The 20,132-nt window shown below is 64.7% G+C and carries 21 protein-coding genes; 13 read left to right on the top strand and 8 right to left on the bottom strand.

The window, feature by feature from the left end; translation table 11 throughout:
* Positions 1 to 106 precede the first annotated feature (106 nt).
* The gene (locus tag QGV55_RS10940; RefSeq protein ID WP_281016768.1) at positions 107 to 1,660 is read left to right on the top strand and encodes an AMP-binding protein; all 1,554 of its coding nucleotides are present in this window, start codon (positions 107 to 109) and stop codon (positions 1,658 to 1,660) included.
* Positions 1,661 to 1,681: 21 nt separating this feature from the next.
* Here the strand turns inward: QGV55_RS10940 and QGV55_RS10935 are convergent, their stop codons facing one another.
* Positions 1,682 to 2,902 carry an aspartate kinase gene (locus tag QGV55_RS10935; RefSeq protein ID WP_281016769.1) on the bottom strand — a complete coding sequence of 407 codons (1,221 nt, stop codon included), beginning with the start codon at positions 2,900 to 2,902 and terminating at the stop codon, positions 1,682 to 1,684.
* Between the two features lie 185 nt (positions 2,903 to 3,087).
* On the opposite strand from QGV55_RS10935, the gene ubiG reads away from it, so the two are divergent.
* The 4 genes from ubiG (at position 3,088) to QGV55_RS10915 (ending at position 6,282) form a co-directional block, all read left to right on the top strand.
* Entirely contained in the window at positions 3,088 to 3,828 is a 741-nt protein-coding gene (ubiG, locus tag QGV55_RS10930) for a bifunctional 2-polyprenyl-6-hydroxyphenol methylase/3-demethylubiquinol 3-O-methyltransferase UbiG (protein ID WP_281016770.1), read from the top strand.
* Complete coding sequence (locus tag QGV55_RS10925; RefSeq protein ID WP_281016771.1) at positions 3,828 to 4,382, top strand: peptide deformylase; 555 nt, start codon at positions 3,828 to 3,830, stop codon at positions 4,380 to 4,382. Before ubiG ends, QGV55_RS10925 begins: the two co-directional genes overlap by 1 nt.
* Positions 4,379 to 5,074: a COQ9 family protein gene (locus QGV55_RS10920; protein ID WP_281016772.1), complete on the top strand. Its 696-nt coding sequence runs from the start codon at positions 4,379 to 4,381 to the stop codon at positions 5,072 to 5,074. Before QGV55_RS10925 ends, QGV55_RS10920 begins: the two co-directional genes overlap by 4 nt.
* A gap of 92 nt (positions 5,075 to 5,166) precedes the next feature.
* A complete protein-coding gene (locus tag QGV55_RS10915) occupies positions 5,167 to 6,282 on the top strand; it encodes a ferritin-like domain-containing protein (protein WP_281016773.1) in 1,116 nt (371 codons plus the stop codon).
* 56 nt (positions 6,283 to 6,338) lie between these two features.
* On the opposite strand, the gene QGV55_RS10910 is transcribed toward QGV55_RS10915, so the two are convergent.
* Entirely contained in the window at positions 6,339 to 7,784 is a 1,446-nt protein-coding gene (locus tag QGV55_RS10910; protein ID WP_281016774.1) for a sigma-54 dependent transcriptional regulator, read from the bottom strand.
* A 36-nt stretch (positions 7,785 to 7,820) separates the two neighbouring features.
* On the bottom strand, positions 7,821 to 8,777 hold the full coding sequence (locus QGV55_RS10905) for an acetyl-CoA carboxylase carboxyltransferase subunit alpha (protein WP_281016775.1): 957 nt from the start codon (positions 8,775 to 8,777) through the stop codon (positions 7,821 to 7,823).
* Positions 8,778 to 8,929: 152 nt separating this feature from the next.
* Between QGV55_RS10905 and QGV55_RS10900 the strand changes: the two genes are divergently transcribed.
* Positions 8,930 to 11,407, top strand: a complete 2,478-nt coding sequence (locus QGV55_RS10900) for a cation:proton antiporter (RefSeq protein ID WP_281016777.1) — start codon at positions 8,930 to 8,932, stop codon at positions 11,405 to 11,407.
* 27 nt (positions 11,408 to 11,434) lie between these two features.
* Here the strand turns inward: QGV55_RS10900 and QGV55_RS10895 are convergent, their stop codons facing one another.
* Entirely contained in the window at positions 11,435 to 12,337 is a 903-nt protein-coding gene (locus QGV55_RS10895) for a CorA family divalent cation transporter (RefSeq protein ID WP_281016778.1), read from the bottom strand.
* A 101-nt stretch (positions 12,338 to 12,438) separates the two neighbouring features.
* On the opposite strand from QGV55_RS10895, the gene QGV55_RS10890 reads away from it, so the two are divergent.
* From QGV55_RS10890 to QGV55_RS10875, 4 genes are read left to right on the top strand one after another with little or no spacing between them, the layout of a single operon-like run.
* Positions 12,439 to 12,738 carry a hypothetical protein gene (locus QGV55_RS10890; RefSeq protein WP_281016779.1) on the top strand — a complete coding sequence of 100 codons (300 nt, stop codon included), beginning with the start codon at positions 12,439 to 12,441 and terminating at the stop codon, positions 12,736 to 12,738.
* Positions 12,739 to 12,741: 3 nt separating this feature from the next.
* A complete protein-coding gene (locus QGV55_RS10885) occupies positions 12,742 to 13,143 on the top strand; it encodes a hypothetical protein (protein WP_281016780.1) in 402 nt (133 codons plus the stop codon).
* Between the two features lie 7 nt (positions 13,144 to 13,150).
* The gene (locus tag QGV55_RS10880) at positions 13,151 to 14,329 is read left to right on the top strand and encodes a M48 family metallopeptidase (protein WP_281016781.1); all 1,179 of its coding nucleotides are present in this window, start codon (positions 13,151 to 13,153) and stop codon (positions 14,327 to 14,329) included.
* Between the two features lie 4 nt (positions 14,330 to 14,333).
* Positions 14,334 to 14,939, top strand: coding sequence for a hypothetical protein (locus QGV55_RS10875; protein ID WP_281016782.1), 606 nt, complete (start codon positions 14,334 to 14,336; stop codon positions 14,937 to 14,939).
* Positions 14,940 to 14,949: 10 nt separating this feature from the next.
* Here the strand turns inward: QGV55_RS10875 and ruvX are convergent, their stop codons facing one another.
* The 4 genes from ruvX to QGV55_RS10855 form a co-directional block, all read right to left on the bottom strand.
* Positions 14,950 to 15,402 (bottom strand): Holliday junction resolvase RuvX, encoded by a 453-nt coding sequence (gene ruvX / locus QGV55_RS10870; protein WP_281016783.1) that lies wholly within the window; start codon positions 15,400 to 15,402, stop codon positions 14,950 to 14,952.
* Positions 15,402 to 16,244 carry a phytanoyl-CoA dioxygenase family protein gene (locus QGV55_RS10865; protein ID WP_281016784.1) on the bottom strand — a complete coding sequence of 281 codons (843 nt, stop codon included), beginning with the start codon at positions 16,242 to 16,244 and terminating at the stop codon, positions 15,402 to 15,404. Before QGV55_RS10865 ends, ruvX begins: the two co-directional genes overlap by 1 nt.
* Positions 16,245 to 16,263: 19 nt before the next feature.
* The gene (locus QGV55_RS10860; RefSeq protein ID WP_281016785.1) at positions 16,264 to 17,082 is read right to left on the bottom strand and encodes a phytanoyl-CoA dioxygenase family protein; all 819 of its coding nucleotides are present in this window, start codon (positions 17,080 to 17,082) and stop codon (positions 16,264 to 16,266) included.
* 73 nt (positions 17,083 to 17,155) lie between these two features.
* Complete coding sequence (locus QGV55_RS10855) at positions 17,156 to 17,596, bottom strand: thioesterase family protein (protein WP_281016786.1); 441 nt, start codon at positions 17,594 to 17,596, stop codon at positions 17,156 to 17,158.
* A gap of 110 nt (positions 17,597 to 17,706) precedes the next feature.
* On the opposite strand from QGV55_RS10855, the gene pobA reads away from it, so the two are divergent.
* Genes pobA through pcaC form a run of 3 tightly spaced genes read left to right on the top strand, consistent with a single transcriptional unit; the run spans position 17,707 to position 20,114 of the window.
* Positions 17,707 to 18,885: a 4-hydroxybenzoate 3-monooxygenase gene (gene pobA, locus QGV55_RS10850; protein WP_281016787.1), complete on the top strand. Its 1,179-nt coding sequence runs from the start codon at positions 17,707 to 17,709 to the stop codon at positions 18,883 to 18,885.
* A 34-nt stretch (positions 18,886 to 18,919) separates the two neighbouring features.
* The gene (gene pcaD / locus QGV55_RS10845; protein ID WP_281016788.1) at positions 18,920 to 19,714 is read left to right on the top strand and encodes a 3-oxoadipate enol-lactonase; all 795 of its coding nucleotides are present in this window, start codon (positions 18,920 to 18,922) and stop codon (positions 19,712 to 19,714) included.
* Positions 19,707 to 20,114, top strand: coding sequence for a 4-carboxymuconolactone decarboxylase (pcaC, locus tag QGV55_RS10840; RefSeq protein ID WP_281016789.1), 408 nt, complete (start codon positions 19,707 to 19,709; stop codon positions 20,112 to 20,114). The genes pcaD and pcaC overlap by 8 nt, the downstream gene beginning before the upstream one ends.
* Positions 20,115 to 20,132 lie beyond the last annotated feature (18 nt).

The following is a 20,132-nucleotide window of genomic DNA, read 5'->3' as shown; positions in this document are numbered from 1 at the left end:
GGATAGCCGAAATGCGCTGGCTTGGGGAGGGGTATTCTGGCTGCGGCGGAGACGGGGCCGGTACGGGCTGCTATCTCTTGGCAACGGAGCACAGGGGAGAGTGACCATGCGTATGATTGATCTGTTCGACCAGGGGGCACGGCAGTTCCCGGACCGGGACTGCCTTTCGGACGGGCAGAACGGCTGGACCTATGCCACCGTCCGTGAGCTGACACAGCGGATCGCCGCCGGGTTGCGGGGAGAGGGGATCGGAACCGGTGCCCGCATCGCGGTCTGGTCACCCAATCACGCGATGGCCTACGCCTGTGTGCTGGCCATCAGCCGCCAGAACGGCATCTGGGTGCCGATCAATGCCCGCAATGCGCTGGAGGAGAACATCTACGTCCTGGACAACAACCAGACGGAGATCCTGTTCGTGCATTCCAGCTTTGCCGATCATGTCGCGCAGGTGCGGGCAGAGGTGCCGTCGATCCGGCTGGTGGTGACGACGGATGCGCCGGTCGATGGCCTGCCGTTCCTGGACGACTGGATGCCGGTCGATCCGGATCCGGCACCGGACCCGCTGCTGCCGCCCGAGACCATCTGTTCGCAGATGTCATCCGGCGGCACCACCGGGCGGCCCAAGGGGGTCATGCTGAGCACGCGGGCCTGGGAGACGATGGTGGCGACGTTCCACGTCATGATGCCGGTGACGGCACCGCCGGTGCATCTGATGGTGGCGCCGATGACCCATGCGGCGGGCGGTGTTTCCTTCCCGCTGCTGCCCTATGGCGCGACCAACATCTTCATGACGGAGACCGCGCCGGAGAAGATCATGCAGATGATCGAGAAGCACCGGGTGACGCATCTGTTCCTGCCGCCCACCGTGATCTACGTCATGCTGGCCCACCCGAAGGTGCGCGACTACGACTACTCCAGCCTGCAGCATTTCATCTATGCCGCCGCGCCCATGTCCGCCGACAAGCTGAAGGAGGCGATGGAGGTCTTCGGTCCCGTCATGACCCAGACCTATGGCCAGGCCGAAGCCCCGATGATCGCCACCTACATGTCGCCCGCCGACCATGCGGAGGCGCTGAGCACGAACAAGCATCACCGGCTGCTGTCCTGCGGCAGGCCGACCCCCTACACCCGCGTCGAGATCATGGGGGAGGACGGGACGATCCTGCCCCAGGGAGAATCCGGCGAGATCGTGCTGCGGGGCGAGATGGTGATGGAAGGCTATTTCCGGCAACCCGAGGAAACCGCCGCTGCCAGCACCCATGGCTGGCACCATACGGGCGATATCGGCCGGATCGACGAGGACGGGTTCGTCTATATCGTCGACCGGTTGAAGGACATGATCATCACCGGTGGCTTCAACGTCTATCCGTCGGAGGTGGAGCAGGTGATCTGGACCCATGCCGCCGTGCAGGACTGCGCCGTGATCGGCGTGCCCCACGAGAAGTGGGGTGAAGCCCTGAAGGCGGTCATCGAGCTGAAGCCCGGCGCGACGGTCAGCGAGGAAGAGATCATTGCGCTGTGCAAGGAGAAGCTGGGATCGGTCAAGGCCCCGAAGTCCGTGGACTTCTGGCCGGAACTGCCGCGCAGTCCTGTTGGCAAGGTGCTGAAACGCGACATCCGCGCCCCCTACTGGGAGGGCAAGGGACGCAGTGTCGGGTAGGTATTGGTGGTCTGTCGCCTGTCAGGCGGCGTCGAGACCGAAGGCGGTGTGAAGGGCGCGGACGGCAAGTTCCTTGTAGTCCGCCGAGATCAGCACGCTCACCTTGATTTCGGAGGTGGTGATGACCTGGATGTTGATGCCTTTCTCCGCCAGTGCCCGGAACATGGTCTGGGCGACACCGACGTGGCTGCGCATGCCGACGCCGACGATGGAGACCTTCACGACATCGGAGGCCGAGACCACTTCCCGCCAGCCGACGTCGGACTTGATGCCCTCCAGGATCGTCAGGGCGCGCTGCAGCTGGTCGCGGTTGACGGTGAAGGTCAGGTCGGTGGTCGCGCCATCTTCCGTGATGTTCTGCACGATCATGTCGACGTTGATGTTGGCGTCGGCCAGCGCACCGAAGATCGCCGCGGAGACACCGGGGCGGTCGGCCACCTGGCGCAGGGTCACCTTCGCCTCATCCGGCGCGTAGGTAACGCCGTTCACCATCTGCTGTTCCACGATTTCCTCCTCGTCGACCACCAGGGTCCCTTGCTCATCTGAAAAGCTGGAGCGCACATGTACGCGCACGCCGTGGTTCATCGCCAGTTCTACGGACCGGGTCTGCAGGACCTTCGCCCCCAGGGACGCGAGTTCCAGCATCTCCTCATAGGTGATGCGGTCAAGCTTCTGCGCCGCAGAGACGATCCGCGGATCGGCGGTATAGACGCCGTCCACATCCGTGTAGATGTCGCAGCGATCAGCCTTCAGCGCAGCAGCGAGAGCGACGGCGGAGGTGTCGGAGCCACCGCGCCCGAGCGTGGAGATGCGACCGTCACTGGCGATGCCCTGGAAGCCAGCGACAACGGCGACCTGCCCCTCACCGAAGCGGCGGATCAGTTCGTCGGTCTCGATCCGGTCGATGCGGGCGGCGCTGTGGGCATTGGTGGTATGTACGGGGATCTGCCAGCCGAGCCACGAGCGCGCGTTCACTTCCAGATCCTGCAGTGCCATGGCCATCAGGCCGATGGTCACCTGCTCCCCCGCCGCGACAACGGTGTCGTATTCGCGGGCATCGTGCATGGCGGAGACTTCGCGTGTCAGTCCGACCAGCCGGTTCGTCTCCCCCGACATGGCGGAGACGACGACCGCGACCTCGTTCCCAGCCTCGACCTCCGCCTTCACGCGTCGTGCCGCGTTGCGAATGCGGTCGACATCGCCGACGGACGTTCCGCCGAATTTCATGACGATGCGCGCCATCTGTTGTCCCGGCCCGGTGTCTGCCGTGCCGCCTCCTGCATGTCCTTGGATCGCGACCAATGTGTCGCGGCCCCTTGCGAGCTCAAGGCCGCACGTCTTAATTAGCGAAGGCACGGGTCGCAAGTCCGCAACGCGCTGCATTTCGCGGCAAATCGACCGGACAGGCCAGACGATCAGGAGTTTTCATGACCGCCACCACCGTCGATCCGGAAGAAATCAGCCGTTTCAGCGCCATGGCGGAGACCTGGTGGGACGCGGACGGGCCGATGAAACCGCTGCATCAGCTCACCCCGGCCCGGATGCGGTATCTGAAGGCGCAGATCGTGCGCCACTTTGACTGCAACGGACAGGGGCCAGCGCCGCTGAAGGGGCTTTCGATCCTGGATATCGGCTGTGGCGGCGGGCTGGTGGCGGAACCCATGGCGCGGCTGGGCGGGGACGTGACCGGTGTCGATGCGGCCGGGGACAACATCCAGGCCGCCCGCACCCATGCGACGGGGCTGGGCCTGCAGATCGACTACCGGCATGACACGGCGGAGGCGCTGGTCGAACAGGGCGCGCAGTTCGACGTCGTGCTGGCGCTGGAGATCGTGGAGCATGTTGCCGATGTCGGCCTGTTCGTGGCCTCGGTCGCGAAACTGGTGCGCCCGGGCGGGCTGGTCATCTTCTCCACCCTGAACCGGACCCCGAAGGCCTGGGCGCTGGCTGTCTTCGGGGCGGAGCGCGTGATGCGCTGGTTGCCGGTCGGCACCCATTCACACGCCAAGTTCGTCAAACCCTCTGAACTGGCCGCGCACTTCCGCAATGGCGGGCTGCAACTGGAGGATCTGACCGGGCTGGTGTTCAGCCCGCTGACAGGCTGGTCCCTCGACAGCCGGGATCTGGACGTGAACTACTTCGCCACCGCGACACGGGGCAGCGACTGATGGCCATTCGGAAGATCGCCCGGATGGGGCACCCGGTCCTGTTGCGCGTTGCGCGGCCTGTCGCGGATCCCACGGCCCCGGAACTGCTGCATCTGGTTGGCGACATGATGGAAACGCTGGATGACATCGGGGGTGCCGGGCTGGCCGCGCCGCAGGTGCATGAATCCATCCGGCTGGTGATGTTCCAGGTACCGCCAGGACGGGGGCACGAGACCGTGCCGCTGACCATCCTGTGCAATCCGGTTGTCGAGCCCGTAACGGAAACGGTCGAGTGGGGCTGGGAAGGCTGCCTGTCCGTGCCTGGGCTGCGTGGCCTGGTGCCCCGGCCTGCCGCGGTGCGCTATCGCGGGCAGGGGATCGACGGCCAGATGATCGACCGCACCGTTGAGGGGTTTCATGCGCGCGTGGTACAGCATGAATGTGATCATCTGGACGGTGTGCTCTATCCGCAGCGCATGCCGGACCTGAAGCACCTGATCTTCGAGACCGAGATGAAACATCTGGTCGCCAGTGCGGAAGACACATCACCTACGGCAGAAGGAGAGGACGCATGACGACCGAATCCGATGAAGCAACGGTTACGGCGGACCTGAACGCGCTGCGGGACCGGATGGCCGACGCAGCACTGATGCACGCGGCCTTCGATGGCTGGACAGATCAGACCCTGCGCGCCGCCGCACGGGACGCCGGTGCGATCGATCTGGACATCTATCGCGCCTTTCCGGGCGGTGTGGAGGACCTGCTGGACCATCATCTGCTGATGGCCGACCGCCGCATGGTGGAAGACATCCTGGCGCTGGATCTGGAGAGCATGAAGATCCGGGAGAAGATTACCCAGGCTGTCCGGATGCGTCTGGAGGCCGCCGGACCGCACAAGGAGGCCGTGCGCCGCGGCTTCAACCATCTGGGACTGCCGCATCGCGGCCCCCGGGCCAGCCGCGCGCTGTGGCGTACGGTGGACCTGATCTGGCGGGCGATCGGCGACACCTCGACCGATTTCAACTTCTATACGAAACGCACCCTTCTGGCGGGCGTCTACATGAGCACGCTGCTGTTCTGGCTGAACGACAGGTCCGACGACCATGCCGATACCTGGGCCTTCCTGGATCGCCGGATCGCCAATGTCATGCAGATCGAGAAAGCCAAGGGAAAGCTGCTGGGCGCGGCCGGGAACCAGCCCAATCCATTGCAGGCGATCCGCCGGATCGGGGAGAACGTGCGCCGTCGTCGACCGTTTCGCGCCTGATCGACATAATGACAATTGACGTTAACGTAAACTGCAGAATATCCTTCCGCGGAAACGCCGGACAGGCACGAAACTGACGTCAGGGGAGAGACATGAACCAACACATCACGCGTGATTCCGTCTACGAGACCGTCGATCGGGACGCCTTTCCCGCGATGATGGAGGTTGATCGCTACAACCGTCGGACTGACGCGTTCGACGAGATCATTTCCGCCACGCATGACCATTTCTGGGACCCGCTGAACCCGGCCTACGTCGATCTGTCGAAGCCGTTCGATCTGGAGAACGAATATCTGATGCCGCCGGAGCAGGTACCGGAACTTTCCGGCGCCGTGCGTGACCGGCTGGACGAGGGGCAGCGCATCCGACTGGCCAACGAATCCACCCGCTGGGGCCTGTCCGGCATCCTGCATGGGGAGCAGGGGGCACTGAGCCTCTCTGCAAGCCTCTGCCACATCATGGTGGACGCGGGTGCGCAGGAGTATGCCGCCAATCAGGCGCGGGAGGAGGCCCGTCACGTTACCGGCTTCGCCCGCTACATCGGCAACCGCTGGGGCACGGCCTATCCGGTGGGTGACGAACTGGGACGGCTGATGAACGAACTGGTTGCCGCGCCGGAGGTCTACAAGAAGCTCGTCGGCATGCAGATGCTGGTGGAAGGGCTGGCGATGGGGGCCTTTGCCAGCCTGCATCGCTATACCAATGACCCGGTGCTGAAGCGTCTGGTGCAGCTGGTGATGACGGACGAGGCCTTCCATCACCGCTTTGGCAAGATCTGGGCGGACCGCACGATCCCGAAGCTGGACACGCGGGAGCATGAGATTGTCGAGGACTGGGCAGCACGCTGTTTCGAGACCCTGCTGTTCAACCTGACCAACATCCGCCAGAAGCGGGCGATCTACCCGCAGTTCGGTCTGGAATGGGAATGGGTCCGCGACTCGGTGCGTGAGGTCTATGCGGACCGCGATTCCAAGCGGCGCAACGATCTGAAGGACCCGACCAACATCATGCGTGTTCTGGTGAAGACCCTGCTCAACGCAGGCATCATCACCGACCGGACGCGTCAGCTCTATGCCAACTGGCTGGATATCGAAGAGCTGGAGCGTGAAGAGGGGCTTCACATCGGCGAAGCCATCGCGGCCGACGGTATCGAGTTCCTGAGGACCGTGAACCAGGGACGGAAGAAGATCGGTCAGAAGCCGATCTGATCGTTAGCCGATCTGATCGTTTCCGGCGCGCGACGACAGTGGGTGTCGGGTGACACTCACCCGTCGCGCGCGTCCCAGACCTGCTTCTTGCGATAGATGGTCGAGGGGCTGACGCCCAGGAAACCTGCGGCGCGCCCTATGTTGCCGCCGCAGATGCGGATTGCCGCCTCGATGGCCTCCCGCTCCACCTCGTCGAGGGGCAGGATGTCGTGTTCCCGCTGCCAGCTCGCGACGCCGGATGGCGCCACATCACCTGCCACGCTCTCGACGAGGTCGGGATGCACAATGGCCGGGGGAGCAGCACCAACGGCTGCGCCGCCCTGCGGTGTCACGAAGACCGGCGGCAGCATGTCAGGCGTCACCTCGGTGCCGTCGAACAGCACCGTGATCGACCGGACGATGTTCTGCAGTTCCCGGATATTGCCTGGCCAGCGATGGTTCAGCATTGCCTGTTCGGTCTCGGGTGCGAACCGCTTGAACTTCTTCCGTTCCTCGCGCGCGAAGTGCTTCAGGAAAGTCTCCGCGATCAGCAGGATGTCGTTCTCGCGCTCCCTCAGCGGCGGCAGCGTGATCGGGATGACGTGCAGACGGTAGAACAGGTCTTCCCTGAACCGGCCGGCCTGAACCGCCTCCATCGGGTCCTGGTTGGTGGCGCAGACGAAGCGCACATCCACATGTCGGGTCCGACCGTCGCCGACCCTTTCAAAGCTGCCGGTCTGGACAAACCGCAGCAGCTTGCTCTGCAGGTCCAGGTCCATCTCGCAGATCTCGTCCAGGAACAGGGTGCCGCCGTGGGCGCGGGCGGCTGCGCCCTCGCGATCCTGCACCGCGCCGGTGAAGGCACCGCGCACATGGCCGAAGATCTCGCTTTCGATCAGCCCCTTCGGGATGGCCGCGCAGTTTATGGCGACAAAGGCCCCGTTCGATCGCGGACTCAGGCTGTGCACCGCGTTGGCGGCAAGCTCCTTGCCGGTGCCCGACTCGCCGACAACGAAGACGGTTGCCTTGCTGGGTGCGGCCATGCGCAGCGTCTTGTAGACGGCACGCATCTTGGGCGATGAGCCGATGAAGTCCGCAAAGCCGTTGTTGTCCGGCGCATCATCGTCCGGCTCGGCGCTGGCCGCGAGCAGCGCCCGCTCCGTCGCGTTCCTGACCGTGAAGGTCAGTCGTTCTGCGGAGAAGGGCTTCACCAGGAAATCGAATGCACCCAGCCGCATGGCCTCGACCGCGATGTTGATCGACCCGTGGGCGGTGATGACGATGACGGGGGGTGGTGTCTCGCGCGTGTTCAGCCGTTCAAGGATCTCCATGCCGTCCATGTCCGGCAACCGCAGGTCCAGCAGCACCACATCGAACGGGCGATCCAGTTCGTTCATGGCCTCGCCGCCGGTTTCCACGGCAACGATCTCGAACGGCTCGTCGCGCAGGTACTGTTCATAGGTACGCGCGAGGGAGCGGCTGTCCTCCACAAGCAGCAGTCTGTGGCGCCCTTGCTCAGCCATTCAGGTGGCTCAGGTCGGCCAGGGCGGCGGTACGCATCAAACCGGCATCCTGCCGATCGTCAGGAACTTGTCGCGACGCCGTTCCAGCAACTGGTCATCAGCCATGTCCCTGAACATCGACAGCGCGTCGGCAATGGCATCACCAACCCGCATCATGGTTGCCGCGGCGTCGCGATGGGCGCCGCCGACGGGCTCCGGAATGACCTGGTCGGCCACCCGCAGACGCTTCAGGTCCTGGGCAGTCAGCTTCAGTGCTTCCGCCGCATCGATCGCCCTGTCGGACGTCTTGAACAGGATCGAGGAGCAGGCCTCCGGCGAGATCACCGAATAGATGGAATGTTCCAGCATCATCACCCGGTCACCCACGGCCAGTGCCACCGCACCGCCGGAGCCGCCTTCGCCGATGATGACCGCGATGATCGGAACCTTGACGTTCAGGCAGACCTCCACGGAGCGGGCAATCGCCTCTGCCTGACCGCGTTCCTCGGCGCCGACACCGGGGTAGGCGCCCGCCGTGTCGACAAAGGTGAGGATGGGCATCCCGAACCGCTCCGCCATCCGCATCAGGCGCTGGGCCTTGCGATAGCCTTCGGGGCGGGCCATGCCGAAATTATGCTTCACGCGGCCTTCGGTCGAATGTCCCTTCTCTGTGCCGAGAATCATGACACTCCGTCCGCGGAACCGGCCCATGCCGCCGATCAGGGCCTTGTCATCGCCATAGGAACGGTCGCCGGCAAGTGGGGTGAAGTCGGTTATCAGGGCGTCGATGTAGTGCGACGTGTGCGGCCGTTCCGGGTGCCGGGCGACCTGCGTCTTCTGCCAGGGAGTCAGGGTCTTGTAGGTGTCTGCCAGCAGTTTCGACGCCTTGCCGCGCAGCGTATCGACCTCCGCATCAATGTCGGTAGCCTCGTTGGTCTGGGCCAGATGCTGCAGTTCCCTGACCTTGCCCTCCAGCTCGGCCAGCGGTTTCTCGAAGTCCAGATATGTCTGCATGAAGTCCTCGCGCCCTGGGGGTCGATCGAACGAGAAGCTGCATTCTGCACCATCCCCTGTCAATTGCGACGGCGAACATTCCGATCATGCGCCGCAAATGGTGATATAGTGGCAAAAAAGACGGGGTTGCATCGTCACGGGGGGAAAGCACGATGCATGAGGGAATCTGGACAACTGTACTTGGCCTGTTCGGCCTGATGACGATTGCGGTGCTGATGCTGCCGCTGGCGAAGCGCATCCGGTTTCCATACACGGTCCTGCTGGCCGCTGTCGGGATCGGGCTGGGCCTGATCAGTGAACTGACGCATGCCATGCATCTGGGTGTGATCAGCGACCTGTTCCACAGTTTCGAATCGCTGGAGATCACGTCGGAGATCATCATCTTCATCTTCCTGCCGGCGCTGGTCTTCGAAAGCAGCCTTGCCATCGATGTCCGGAAGCTGCTGGCGGACATTCGCCCGATCATGTTTCTGGCCGTGGTCGGCCTGCTGATTTCCGCCTTCATGGTCGGCGGCGCGGTCTGGGCCGTGTCGGGCATGAGCTTCCTGGTGTGCCTGCTGCTCGGGGCGATCCTGTCGGCCACGGACCCGGTGGCGGTTGTCGCGATCTTCAAGGATCTCGGCGCGCCGAAGCGCCTGGCGGTGCTGGTGGAGGGCGAGAGCCTGTTCAATGACGCCACCGCCATCGTGCTGTTCAACATCCTGGCCGCCATGATCATCGGCAATGTGGAGGCGGACCTGATCGGCGGCGGTCTGGGCTTCATGAAGGTGTTCTTCGGCGGCATCATCGTCGGTTTCATCATGGCCCGCGGGTTCGTCTGGCTGATCGGGCGCATGGGGGGCGTGGCCCTGGTCGAGGTGACGCTGACGGTCTCGCTGGCCTATCTCTCGTTTCTGGTGGCGGAGCATTACCTGCACGTTTCCGGCGTCATGGCGGTGGTCACTGCGGCACTGGTCATGGGCTCCATGGGGCGGACAGGAATGTCGGCCAATGGCTGGCACCTGCTGCAGGAAACCTGGGAGAACCTCGGCTTCTGGGCCAATTCCCTGATCTTCGTGCTGGTCGGACTTGCGGTGCCGTCGATCCTGTCCGTCTTCAACGGCGGCATGTGGCTGACTCTCGCCGTCCTGCTGGCCTCGGCCTTCATCGCGCGTGGACTTCTGACCCATGGCCTGCTGCCGATCCTGAGCAGTGTCGGCGTTGCGGCCAATGTCAGTCTCGGGTTCAGGACGGTGATGTGGTGGGGTGGCCTGCGCGGCGCGGTCTCGCTGGCCCTGGCCCTGGCGATCTGGGAGAACGAGTCCATCCCGCAGGACATCCGCGAATTCGTCGTGGCGCTGGTCTGCGCGTTCGTCCTGTTCACCCTGTTCGTCAATGCCACGACCGTTGGTGCGGTCATGAAGGCATTCGGCCTCGACAAGCTCTCGCCCGCGGATGTCACCATTCGCAACCGCGCGATCGCGACAGCCCTCGACGGTATTCAGGGCAGGATCGGGCAGGTCGCGGAGAACCAGAAGATCCCCGGCGAAGTGGCGGAAGAGGTATCGGCGATCTATGCGAAGCGCGTCGCCGAGGCGCGGGCGGATGCGGCCAACGAGGGCGTGCTGACGCCGGACGACTGGATGAAGGTCGCGCTGATGGCAACACTCGGTCAGGAACGGCGGGGTTTCCTGCGCCATTATGCACAGGGCTACCTGTCGTCCGCCATTGCGCGATCCCTGCTGGCAATGAATGACGAGATGCTGGATGCGACCAAGCATGGCGGGCTCGAAGGCTATGCCCGCGCCTGTGACAGGGTGCTCGGGTTCAACAGGTCCTTCCTGCTGGCACTGAGGTTACAGCGCCGGTTCGGGTTCGCCGAGCCACTTGCGCGACGCTTCGCCGACAGGATGGAACGGCTGCGGACCATGCGGGCCGTGCTGGCCGAGGTTCGCACGGATGGTATCGGGGACATCGAGGCGCTGGTGGGGGCTGATGTTTCGGCCCGCCTCTGCGAGATGCTGGACGCGCGGCTGGAGAAGACCATGGCAGCCCTGACGGCGGTCCGGCTGCAGTATCCTGATTATGCCCGGCAGTTGCAGCGCCGCTATCTGGAGCGTGTCGCGCTGCGTCAGGAACGCCAGGATTACGACCGCCTGCATGAGGAAGCGGTCATCGGCGCGGAGATCCATGCCAGTCTGCAGGGCGATCTGGAAGAACGCTACGCCATGCTGGGCGAGCGCCCGCCCCTCGACCTCGGGCTCGATCCGGCGGAACTGGTCGCCAGTGTGCCGCTGTTCGAAAGCCTGTCGCAGGAGCGTATCCAGACGATCACTGCCCTGCTGAAGCCCCAGCTTGTCCTGCCGGGCGAAGCCGTTGTCCGCAAGGGCGATGCCGGGACGGCGATGTTCTTCGTGTCCTCGGGGGCCATCCGGGTGGACATTGCGCCGGAGCCTGTGATCCTCGGTTCCGGGCAGTTCTTCGGCGAGCTGGCGCTGCTGAAGGATGCGCCCCGCAACGCGGATGTCTTCGCGGAGGGCTTCTGTGACCTGCTGGTGCTGGAGCGTGCGGCATTCCAGAAGCTGCTCGCGGACAATCCGGACCTGAAGGCCACGATCGAGAAGGTGGCTGCGGAACGTACGGCGACGTAAGCCCTCAGGGTCACGGCGCCGCGCAGATCAGATCCATTTCAGGCGGCGCAGGATCAGCAGCTGCACGACGGTCAGCACGGCTGACCCGGCGAGCAGGTAGGTGAAGCCGTTGCCATCCCCCGACCAGGGAACCCCGCCGACGTTGGCACCCAGCAGCGCGGCCACCAGGTTCAGCGGCAGGAAGATGCCCGCGATAATGGTCAGGATATAGGTCGCGCGCTGGCTCGCCTCTGCCGTGGCCTGGTCGATCCGGTCCTGGATCAGGCGGCTGTGGTCCCGAATGGCCTCCAGTGCCGCCACGTTGCGCCGGGTCGCGTGCCAGTGTTCCCGCAGGTCGATCAGGTCCGATGCCTTGAGCCACGCCGGTTCCGCGGCCAGAACAGCCTCCAGCGCGTCAGCCTGTGGCACGGAGAACCGGTGCAGCCAGATCGCCTGCCGGCGCAGTTGGGACAGTTCCTGCGCGGAGGGATTTGGTCCCGGCGCCTCCAGAATGTCCTCAAGGTCCGCAAGCTGGTGGTTGAGGTGCACCAGCGAGTCCTTGACCCGGCTGGTCAGATTGGCGACCAGATGGGTGACGATCATGCCCGGCCGTGCGGCGGCGCCCGCCGCCCGGGCCAGTTCCGCCGTGTCCTCGACCGCCCGGACGCGCTGCAGCGCCACGGACTCGATCCGGTCCTCCGTCACCGCGACCCGCAACGAGACCATGTCCTCGGGACGGCGGTTCTCGTTCAGGTTCACGCCGCGCAGGATCAGGACGTCAGCACCGTCAAATCGGGTGAAACGCGGCTCCGTCTCATCGGCATTGATGGCAGCAACCGCCGCTGGCGGCAGGTCATCCCGTTCGGAATGCGGGGCCCCCGTCGCGCGCTGGGGATGATGCAGCCAGAGCGGCGTTTCGGACGATCCTGCGAGTACCGTTGCTGAGTTCATTTCCGGAAGGGTCCTGACGTCTTATTCGGGATCAAGTTCCGTATTGCCTACGAATACGTGCATTGCTATCCAACACCGTAGGGTCGTGTGAGGGGATTAGCATGAAAATGATCAGATTCGCGCTCGTGTCGTGTTTGGCGCTGGCACTTGCCGCATGCCAGACGACGAGCCAGGTCGCACAGGTGCGCCCCGATCTGCGGCCTGGCGATACCCGCATTGCCCTGATGCCGCTTGAGCTGCAGCTCTACCAGCTCACCGCCGGTGGTGTCAGGGAGCCGAAGGCCGAATGGACGAAGGACGCGGAACTGCATGTGCGTCGCGCCATCAACCTGATCCAGTCGGAGAAGCAGCTTCAACTCGTCGAGTTCGATGCGAGCACCTTGCCGCTGGACCAGCAGTAGCTGGTGAACCAGCTTGTGAAGCTGCACAGCGTGGTCGGAGGCGAGGTCTTCTATCAGGCCCGTATCCCGCAGCGGCGGCCGCCGACCAAGCAGGGCCGGTTCGACTGGTCCATCGGCAAGGATGTGCGCACGGTTGCGGACGCCACGGGGGCCCGCTACGGCCTGTTCATCTTTATGGAGGACAGCTACTCGTCCGGGGGGCGTGTTGCGCTGGGCATCGCGCTGGCACTGCTCGGGGTCGGCATCCAGGGTGGAACCCAGATCGGCTATGCCTCGCTTGTGGACCTGAATACCGGGCAGATCGCCTGGTTCGGAACGATCGCCAGGGGTTCAGGTGATCTCCGCACAGAGCAGGCTGCCGAGGAATCGGTGCGCAGCCTGTTCAGCACCCTTCCGAACGGCTGATCCTGCCATGGACTTCACGCGCAGGCACCTGTTGTGCGGATGTGCCGCCACGGCACTGACCGGATGCGTCAGCCAGGGCGGCGGATCCCGGATCCAGGCGGGCCATGCGCCGACGCTGGACAGCGTCGAGGGGGGACTCTGGGACATCTTCAACAGGGCAGAGGCCGACCTGAAATTCTCGCCCCTGCGCATGACGGATGAGGAACTGAACCGCTACGTCAGCGACATTGCCTGCCGTCTGGCGGGCAGGCATTGCGCCGACATGCGCGTCTATCTGGTGCGCACACCCTTCTTCAACGCCAACATGGCGCCGAATGGCATGATGCAGGTCTGGTCAGGGCTGATGCTGCGCTGTCAGAACGAGGCGCAGCTTGCGGCCGTCATCGGGCACGAGATCGGCCACTATCTGAAGCGCCATTCGCTGCAGCGTTTCGAACAGATCCGGGACAGTTCCACGGTGGCTGCCTTTCTGGGCATCGCCATTGCCGCGGCGGGCGGCGGTGCGCTCGCCAACCTGCCGGGTCTGGTGGCACTGGCCAACATCTTTGCCTTCTCGCGAGAGCAGGAGCGGGAGGCGGACGGTATCGGTCTGGAGCTGATGGTGAATGCGGGCTACGACCCGGTCCAGGCATCGGAAATCTGGCGTGGCCTGATCGAGGAACGCGACGCCGGACTTACGGCGGAGGAAAAGCGGGACCAGGAGCGGCAGAGGGACGTGTTCTTCGCCAGCCATCCGGCTCCGGCCGACCGTGCCCAGGCGCTGGCGCTGCAGGCGGCGGCCTTTCCTGGCGGAAAGCGCATTGTCGGGGAAGACCGCTATCTGGCCCAGGCCCGGGCCTTCCGGGACATGATGATGCAGGACGAGCTGCGGCTGCAGCAGTACAGCCGCACCCTGGTCATCATCGAGCGGATGAAGGTGGCCAATCCGGGCGATGCCGATCCCTTCTACTACGAGGGCGAGGTCTACCGCTCCCGCAATGACGGCATCGATTCCGGTCGGGCGATGAATGCCTATGGCCGGGCGCTGGAACTCGACGAACTGCACGGTCCCGCCTGGCGCGGCATCGGCATCCTGCACCGCCGTGCCGGCAGGCAGGACAAGGCCGCCGAAGCGTTCCGGCGCTATCTTGAACTGGTCCCGGGTGCCGAGGACCGATTGATGATCCAATCCTACGTGGGAGCCTGAGACCATGAGAGTGCGCAACCTGCTGGCTTCGGTGCTGCTGCTGCTCAGCCTTGCCGCCTGCGAGACCTACACGGCCGTCAGTGCCGGGCAGTCAGTACCGGTGGGAGAAGGCGTCACCGTGACCGCTGTCGGCGACTGGGCCGCAGTCTCGAAGCAGTTCGTCGGCAACGAGGGTATCGATGCCATGTGGACCGTCGATGGTCCCAGCATCAATCAGTTGCTCTTCTTCTCCAGGGTGGAGAACGGCGAGCCGTTCATGAAGTCGCTGAACAAGAAGGTGAACGAGGATCTGCCCACCTGGCGTGTCGGCATGACCGAACCGGATGTCATGGAACTGGTGGAGACCACCCTGGCGAAGGTCTACGAGGCCCCCATCGTGACAGCAACGAACCTGCGTCCGCAGGTGTTTCTCAGCAGTCCCGGTTTTGCCTTCGAGTTCGACATGGTGACCAAGACCCAGCTGGAGACCAAGGGACTCGTTATCGGCACCCAGCAGAATGGCCTGCTGCGCATGATGATCTATCTCGCGCCGAAGATGCACTATTTCGCCCTGCATGAAGACACCGTCAGGGCAATCGCCGCCTCGGCACGGGCTGGCGGCAGCAGCTGATCCGCTGGCGTCAGACCCGCAGGTCCAGCGCGCCCTGCAGGATATAGGCAGCGGCATGGGCGTCGATGACTTCGGCGCGGCGGCGGCGGGAAACGTCCTGGCTGATCAGGCTGCGCTCGACGGCACTTGTGGACAGCCGTTCGTCGATGAAGGCCATGGGCAGGTCGAACGCGCGCTCCAGACTGCGCTGGAAGGCGCGGACCGACTGCGCCCTGGGACCGGATGTGCCATCCATGTTCAGGGGCATGCCGACCACGATTCCGCCCGCTCCCGTCTCGTCGATGATCTTCTCGATGGCTGCGAAATCCGCTGCCTGCTTGCCGCGCCGGATCACCTGCAGTGGCGTCGCCACCATGTGGGCGGAATCGCAGATCGCCACGCCGATCGTCTTGGTTCCCGGATCCAGGCCGATCAGGCGTTTGCCGGTGGCACGCTGGCGCAGTTCGACCGGTTTCAGCAGCACTATTGCTTGCCCACCGAGAAGTCGTTCCGGCCGCTGATGTCCTGCCCGCGCATCAGGTAGAGGGGGCGGGTGACGAAATCGACCTGACCGCCTGTCAGCTTCACGATCTCGGCCCCGATCTGCCGGTCGAAGACGGAACTGGTGGGCATGAAGCGCAGCACATAGCCCGCCCGGCGATGCGGGGACCGGTTGGGGCGGGAGCCATGCACCATGTAGACGTCGTGCAGCGAGATCTGCCCCGGCTCCAGTTCGATCTCGACCGCCTCCGCCTCGTCGAACTCTTCCGGTTTCAGTTGCTGGTTCAGGGTCAGGCCATCGCTGTCGTTGCGGTCATGACCACGCAAGCGCTGGTCCCGGTGGGAGCCGGGGATCACCCGCAGGCACCCGTTCTCCGACGTGGCCGGATCAATCGCGATCCAGACGGAGCAGGTGGCGAGGGGACGGATGGGCCAGTACTGCCCGTCCTGGTGCCAGGGCGTTTCCTTGCCGGAGTGCGCCGGTTTGCCAAAGACCGTGGTGCCCCACAGCAGGATGTCGGGGCCGATCAGTTGCGCCACGGCATCCAGCACTTCGGGGATGGCGGCATGGTCCATCCATGTGTCGGCCCCCTTCAGGGCCTGTGGTCCGTGCGAAGGGATGTGCGGGCAGAACATGGCATCCGGTGACAGGTGCGGATTGTCGGCGATCAACCGGTCGAGATCCGCGCGCATCCGCTCAAGCCGGTCAGGATCGATGCGGAATCCCTGGGGCACGACGTAGCCACGTTCCTGATAATGCCGCACCTCAGCCGCGCTCAGAGGGCCGGGCAGGGGTGTTTCTGTCTGAAGGTCGGTCATCGCCATGGTCAGCTCCCTGAAGTCTTCATGCGGCGCGCGGCCAGACGCGCGGAAACAGGTCACACTCCAGCGGCGCGCCGGAGGGGATGCCCGGATCGCGGATCAGGGGCTGGAAACTGCCCTCCGGCCGGTAGGTGCAATCGTCGCCACAGAACCGCGCCGCCAGCGCCCGCCGCCGCCGGTCGACCCGGCTGTTGCCCGGTGCCGAATGCAGGATCAGGCCGTGATGCACCAGACAGTCACCCGGCTCCGTCTCGAAACTGCGGAAGCTATGCTGATCCCGCTCCGCCTCGATGTCCGGCACAGGCTCCATGGTATCGCCATAGCGGCTGTCACCGGTGAAGCTCTTTGGCTGGAAACGCCGTCCCCAGCGGTGCGAACCGATGAGATATTCGACCGCCCCTGAATCGCGCGTCACGGGATCGAAGGGTGTCCAGACCGTGCAGACCTGTTCGCCGTCGATGGGCCAGTACGGCTGGTCATGGTGCCAGGGGGTGAGGGCCTGGGAACCCGGTTCCTTCACCAGCAGGGTGTCGAAGAACAGCGTCACGCGTTCCCGCGCGCCCAGCACCTGCTGCGCGATCTCGGCGGCCGGACTGTCGAAGACGAAGGCCCGGAAATCGTCCTGCCAGGTCCAGACGAAGCTGTCGCCGTGGAAGCGTCCGTCCTTGCCCTGATCCAGGTTCAGCGCCATCGGGCCGGGGGTGGCAATGGCGGCATCGACCGCCTGACCCATGCGCGTGATCCAGTCGGGATCGAACATGCCGCGCAGGCAGATGACGCCTTCCGCCCAGAACGTTTCCTGTTCCTCTCGGGTGATCTCACGCACCGGATGCCGGTTCATGGCCGAAATCCTCCCCAACTGTTGCCGTGTCCCAGCGTACCACCGACTCCGGGTGAAGCCCATCGCCGGGTTGTCAGGCCGTCACGTCGATGCTGCCTTCCTGCTCCAGCATCGCACGCACATCGGCGGGAACCGGAATTGCCTTCATGCCGCGCGGGTCATCCGGGACATTCACGGCCCAGACGCGCACCTCATGTCCCTCCGCCAGCAGATCCCCGTCGCGGGTGAAGTGATGGCGGACCGTGAAGGACTTCGTGCCGAACCTCTCCACGAACGTGGTCAGCAGCAGCACATCGCTGTAGAAGGCGGGGCTGCGGAAATCCATGCCCGACGCGACCAGCGGACAGCCCCTGAAATCGGGTGTGGCTGTCAGTTTCGCGAAGGGGAAACCCGCCGCCTCCAGCAGGCCATGCGTGCCCTGATCCATCCAGATGTAGTAGTTCGGGTTGAAGATGATGCGAGCCGGATCGCAATGACCCCACTCGACCCGGATGCGTTGCGTCGCGTGCAGCATGGCACTCCCCCTGACAGACCGATGACTGCTGGATAGCACATGTGCGCCGGACATGGATCAGGGCGCGGGAACAGGTTACGGTCCCGAAAACGAAAACGGGGGAAACGCGGGTGAGCAGACGGGTGCAGGTGGTGATCATCGGGGCTGGGCCTTCCGGGCTGCTGCTCGGCCAGTTGCTGCATCTGTCGGGGATCGAAGCGGTCATCCTGGAGCGCCAGACGGCAGACTATGTGCTGGGCCGTATCCGCGCCGGCGTGCTGGAGCAGGGTACGGTCGACGTCCTGAACCGCGCTGGTGCGGGCGCGCGCTGCGCGGCAGAGGGGCTGGTCCACTCCGGTGTCGAGCTTGCCTTTGACGGGCGTCGCCATCGTATCGACCTGGAGCGTCTTTCCGGCGGCAAGACCGTCACCGTCTATGGTCAGACCGAGGTGACGCGCGATCTGATGCAGGCGCGGAGTGCCGCAGGCTGTGAAACGGTCTATCAGGCCGACGATGTCGCGATGCACGACTTCGACAGCGATATGCCGCGCGTGACCTACACGCATGCCGGTCAGACGCATGAGATCAGCTGCGATGTCATCGCGGGCTGCGACGGGTTTCACGGGATCAGCCGCGCCAGTGTGCCGGAGAGGTCGATCACGACCGTGGAGCGTGTGTATCCCTTCGGCTGGCTGGGTGTGCTGGCGGATGTGCCGCCGGTCTCGGAGGAACTGATCTACGCCAACCACCCGGACGGTTTTGCGCTCTGCTCCATGCGGTCACGCAGCCGCAGCCGCTTCTACATCCAGTGCGAACTGGATGAGAAGGTGGAGAACTGGTCCGATAACCGTTTCTACGACGAACTGCGCAACCGTCTGGATACCAGGGCCGCGGAGGCGCTGGTCACGGGACCGTCGCTGGAGAAATCCATCGCGCCGCTGCGCAGTTTCGTGGCGGAGCCGATGCGTTTCGGCCGTCTGTTCCTTGTGGGCGATGCAGCGCATATCGTGCCGCCGACCGGCGCCAAGGGACTGAACCTGGCCGTGTCGGACGTGCACTATCTGCATGAATGCCTGAACGCCTTCTTCAATGACCGTGACGGTGCGGCGCTGGAAGACTATTCGCGGCGGGCGCTGGCGCGGGTCTGGAAGGCGGTGCGCTTTTCCTGGTGGATGACGTCGATGATGCATCGCTTTCCCGACAATGGTGCGTTCGGTCAGCGCATTCAGGAGGCCGAGCTGGACTATCTGACAGGGTCGGAGGCCGCAGGCCGGTCGCTGGCGGAGAACTATGTCGGCCTGCCGTTCTGACGGCGGGGTCGGGGGACCGAGGGAGGATACCGGGATGAACTTCGCGCGACTGAATGGCGTGGTGCTGCACTATGCCGACACGGGGGAGGCGGACCTGCCGGTCATTGCCTTCTCCAACTCGCTGGGGACGGACTTCCGCATCTGGGACGATGTGGTTGCGGGGCTGAAGGGACGGTTCCGCTGCATCCGCAGCGACAAGCGCGGCCATGGCCTGTCGGAGGCCCCGGCGGCCCCCTACGTGATGGCCGATCACGTAGGTGACCTGACAGCATTGCTGGATCATCTGGGGGTCCGTTCGGCGATCATCTGCGGCCTGTCGGTCGGGGGCATGATCGCGCAGGGACTGGCGGCCAGCCGACCCGATCTGGTGCGCGGGCTGGTGCTGTGCGACACGGGCCACATCATCGGGGACGACACGCTCTGGAACGGGCGGATCGAGACGGTGGAGACCAAGGGACTGTCCGTCATGACGGATGGGGTGATGGAGCGCTGGTTCTCCTCCGCCTATCGGGTGCCCGGGAACGCCGCCTATCAGGGCTATCGCAACATGTTCGAACGGACGCCCGTGGCGGGCTATTCGGGCACCTCCGCCGCGATCCGTGACACGGATTTCACCCGGTCCACATCCGCCCTGACCGTTCCGACGCTGTGCATCGTCGGCGATGAGGACAAGGCGACGACGCCGGAGCTGGTGCAGGCGCTGGCGAACCTCATCGACGGGGCGCAGTTCGCGGTGATCGCGGGGGCGGGACATCTGCCCTGCATCGAGCGCCCGGACGAACAACTGGCGCTGATGGACGCCTTCTTCCGGGAGAATGACCTTGGCTGACGATCCCCTGCAGAACAGTGACCGTTTCGAGGCCGGAATGAGCGTCCGCCGCAAGGTGCTCGGCGATGCCCATGTGGACCGGGCGCGGGCCGCTGCGACGGAACTGGACGCGGAGTTCCAGGACTACATCACGGAGACGGCGTGGGGCGGCCTCTGGACGCGGCCGCATTTCAGCCTGCGTGAACGCTCCATCGTCACCCTGTCGATCCTGGCGGCGCTGGGACGGGACGGTGAACTGACCCTGCATGCGAAGGCAACCCGCAACACCGGCGCGACACTGGACGACATCCGGGAGGCGATGCTGCATGTCGCCGTCTATGCCGGGGTCCCGGCTGCGAACCACGCCATCAAGCTGATCAAGCAGGTCTATGCGGAGATGGAAGCGGAAGAGAAGAGCTAGACCAGTCCAATGGTGCAA

The sequence above is a fragment of the Minwuia sp. IMCC3009 genome (assembly GCF_029909415.1).
In the GTDB taxonomy this organism is placed as follows: Bacteria; Pseudomonadota; Alphaproteobacteria; order Minwuiales; family Minwuiaceae; genus Minwuia.
Note: the sequence above shows the minus strand (reverse complement) of the source record. Positions and strands in the feature narration are given on the sequence as shown.

Coding starts and splice junctions, on each gene's coding strand:
- QGV55_RS10940 (WP_281016768.1), top strand. CDS start 107: ATGCGTATGATTGATCTGTTCGACCAGGGGGCACGGCAGTTCCCGGAC.
- QGV55_RS10935 (WP_281016769.1), bottom strand. CDS start 2,902: ATGGCGCGCATCGTCATGAAATTCGGCGGAACGTCCGTCGGCGATGTC.
- ubiG (WP_281016770.1), top strand. CDS start 3,088: ATGACCGCCACCACCGTCGATCCGGAAGAAATCAGCCGTTTCAGCGCC.
- QGV55_RS10925 (WP_281016771.1), top strand. CDS start 3,828: ATGGCCATTCGGAAGATCGCCCGGATGGGGCACCCGGTCCTGTTGCGC.
- QGV55_RS10920 (WP_281016772.1), top strand. CDS start 4,379: ATGACGACCGAATCCGATGAAGCAACGGTTACGGCGGACCTGAACGCG.
- QGV55_RS10915 (WP_281016773.1), top strand. CDS start 5,167: ATGAACCAACACATCACGCGTGATTCCGTCTACGAGACCGTCGATCGG.
- QGV55_RS10910 (WP_281016774.1), bottom strand. CDS start 7,784: ATGGCTGAGCAAGGGCGCCACAGACTGCTGCTTGTGGAGGACAGCCGC.
- QGV55_RS10905 (WP_281016775.1), bottom strand. CDS start 8,777: ATGCAGACATATCTGGACTTCGAGAAACCGCTGGCCGAGCTGGAGGGC.
- QGV55_RS10900 (WP_281016777.1), top strand. CDS start 8,930: ATGCATGAGGGAATCTGGACAACTGTACTTGGCCTGTTCGGCCTGATG.
- QGV55_RS10895 (WP_281016778.1), bottom strand. CDS start 12,337: ATGAACTCAGCAACGGTACTCGCAGGATCGTCCGAAACGCCGCTCTGG.
- QGV55_RS10890 (WP_281016779.1), top strand. CDS start 12,439: ATGAAAATGATCAGATTCGCGCTCGTGTCGTGTTTGGCGCTGGCACTT.
- QGV55_RS10880 (WP_281016781.1), top strand. CDS start 13,151: ATGGACTTCACGCGCAGGCACCTGTTGTGCGGATGTGCCGCCACGGCA.
- QGV55_RS10875 (WP_281016782.1), top strand. CDS start 14,334: ATGAGAGTGCGCAACCTGCTGGCTTCGGTGCTGCTGCTGCTCAGCCTT.
- QGV55_RS10865 (WP_281016784.1), bottom strand. CDS start 16,244: ATGGCGATGACCGACCTTCAGACAGAAACACCCCTGCCCGGCCCTCTG.
- QGV55_RS10860 (WP_281016785.1), bottom strand. CDS start 17,082: ATGAACCGGCATCCGGTGCGTGAGATCACCCGAGAGGAACAGGAAACG.
- QGV55_RS10855 (WP_281016786.1), bottom strand. CDS start 17,596: ATGCTGCACGCGACGCAACGCATCCGGGTCGAGTGGGGTCATTGCGAT.
- pcaD (WP_281016788.1), top strand. CDS start 18,920: ATGAACTTCGCGCGACTGAATGGCGTGGTGCTGCACTATGCCGACACG.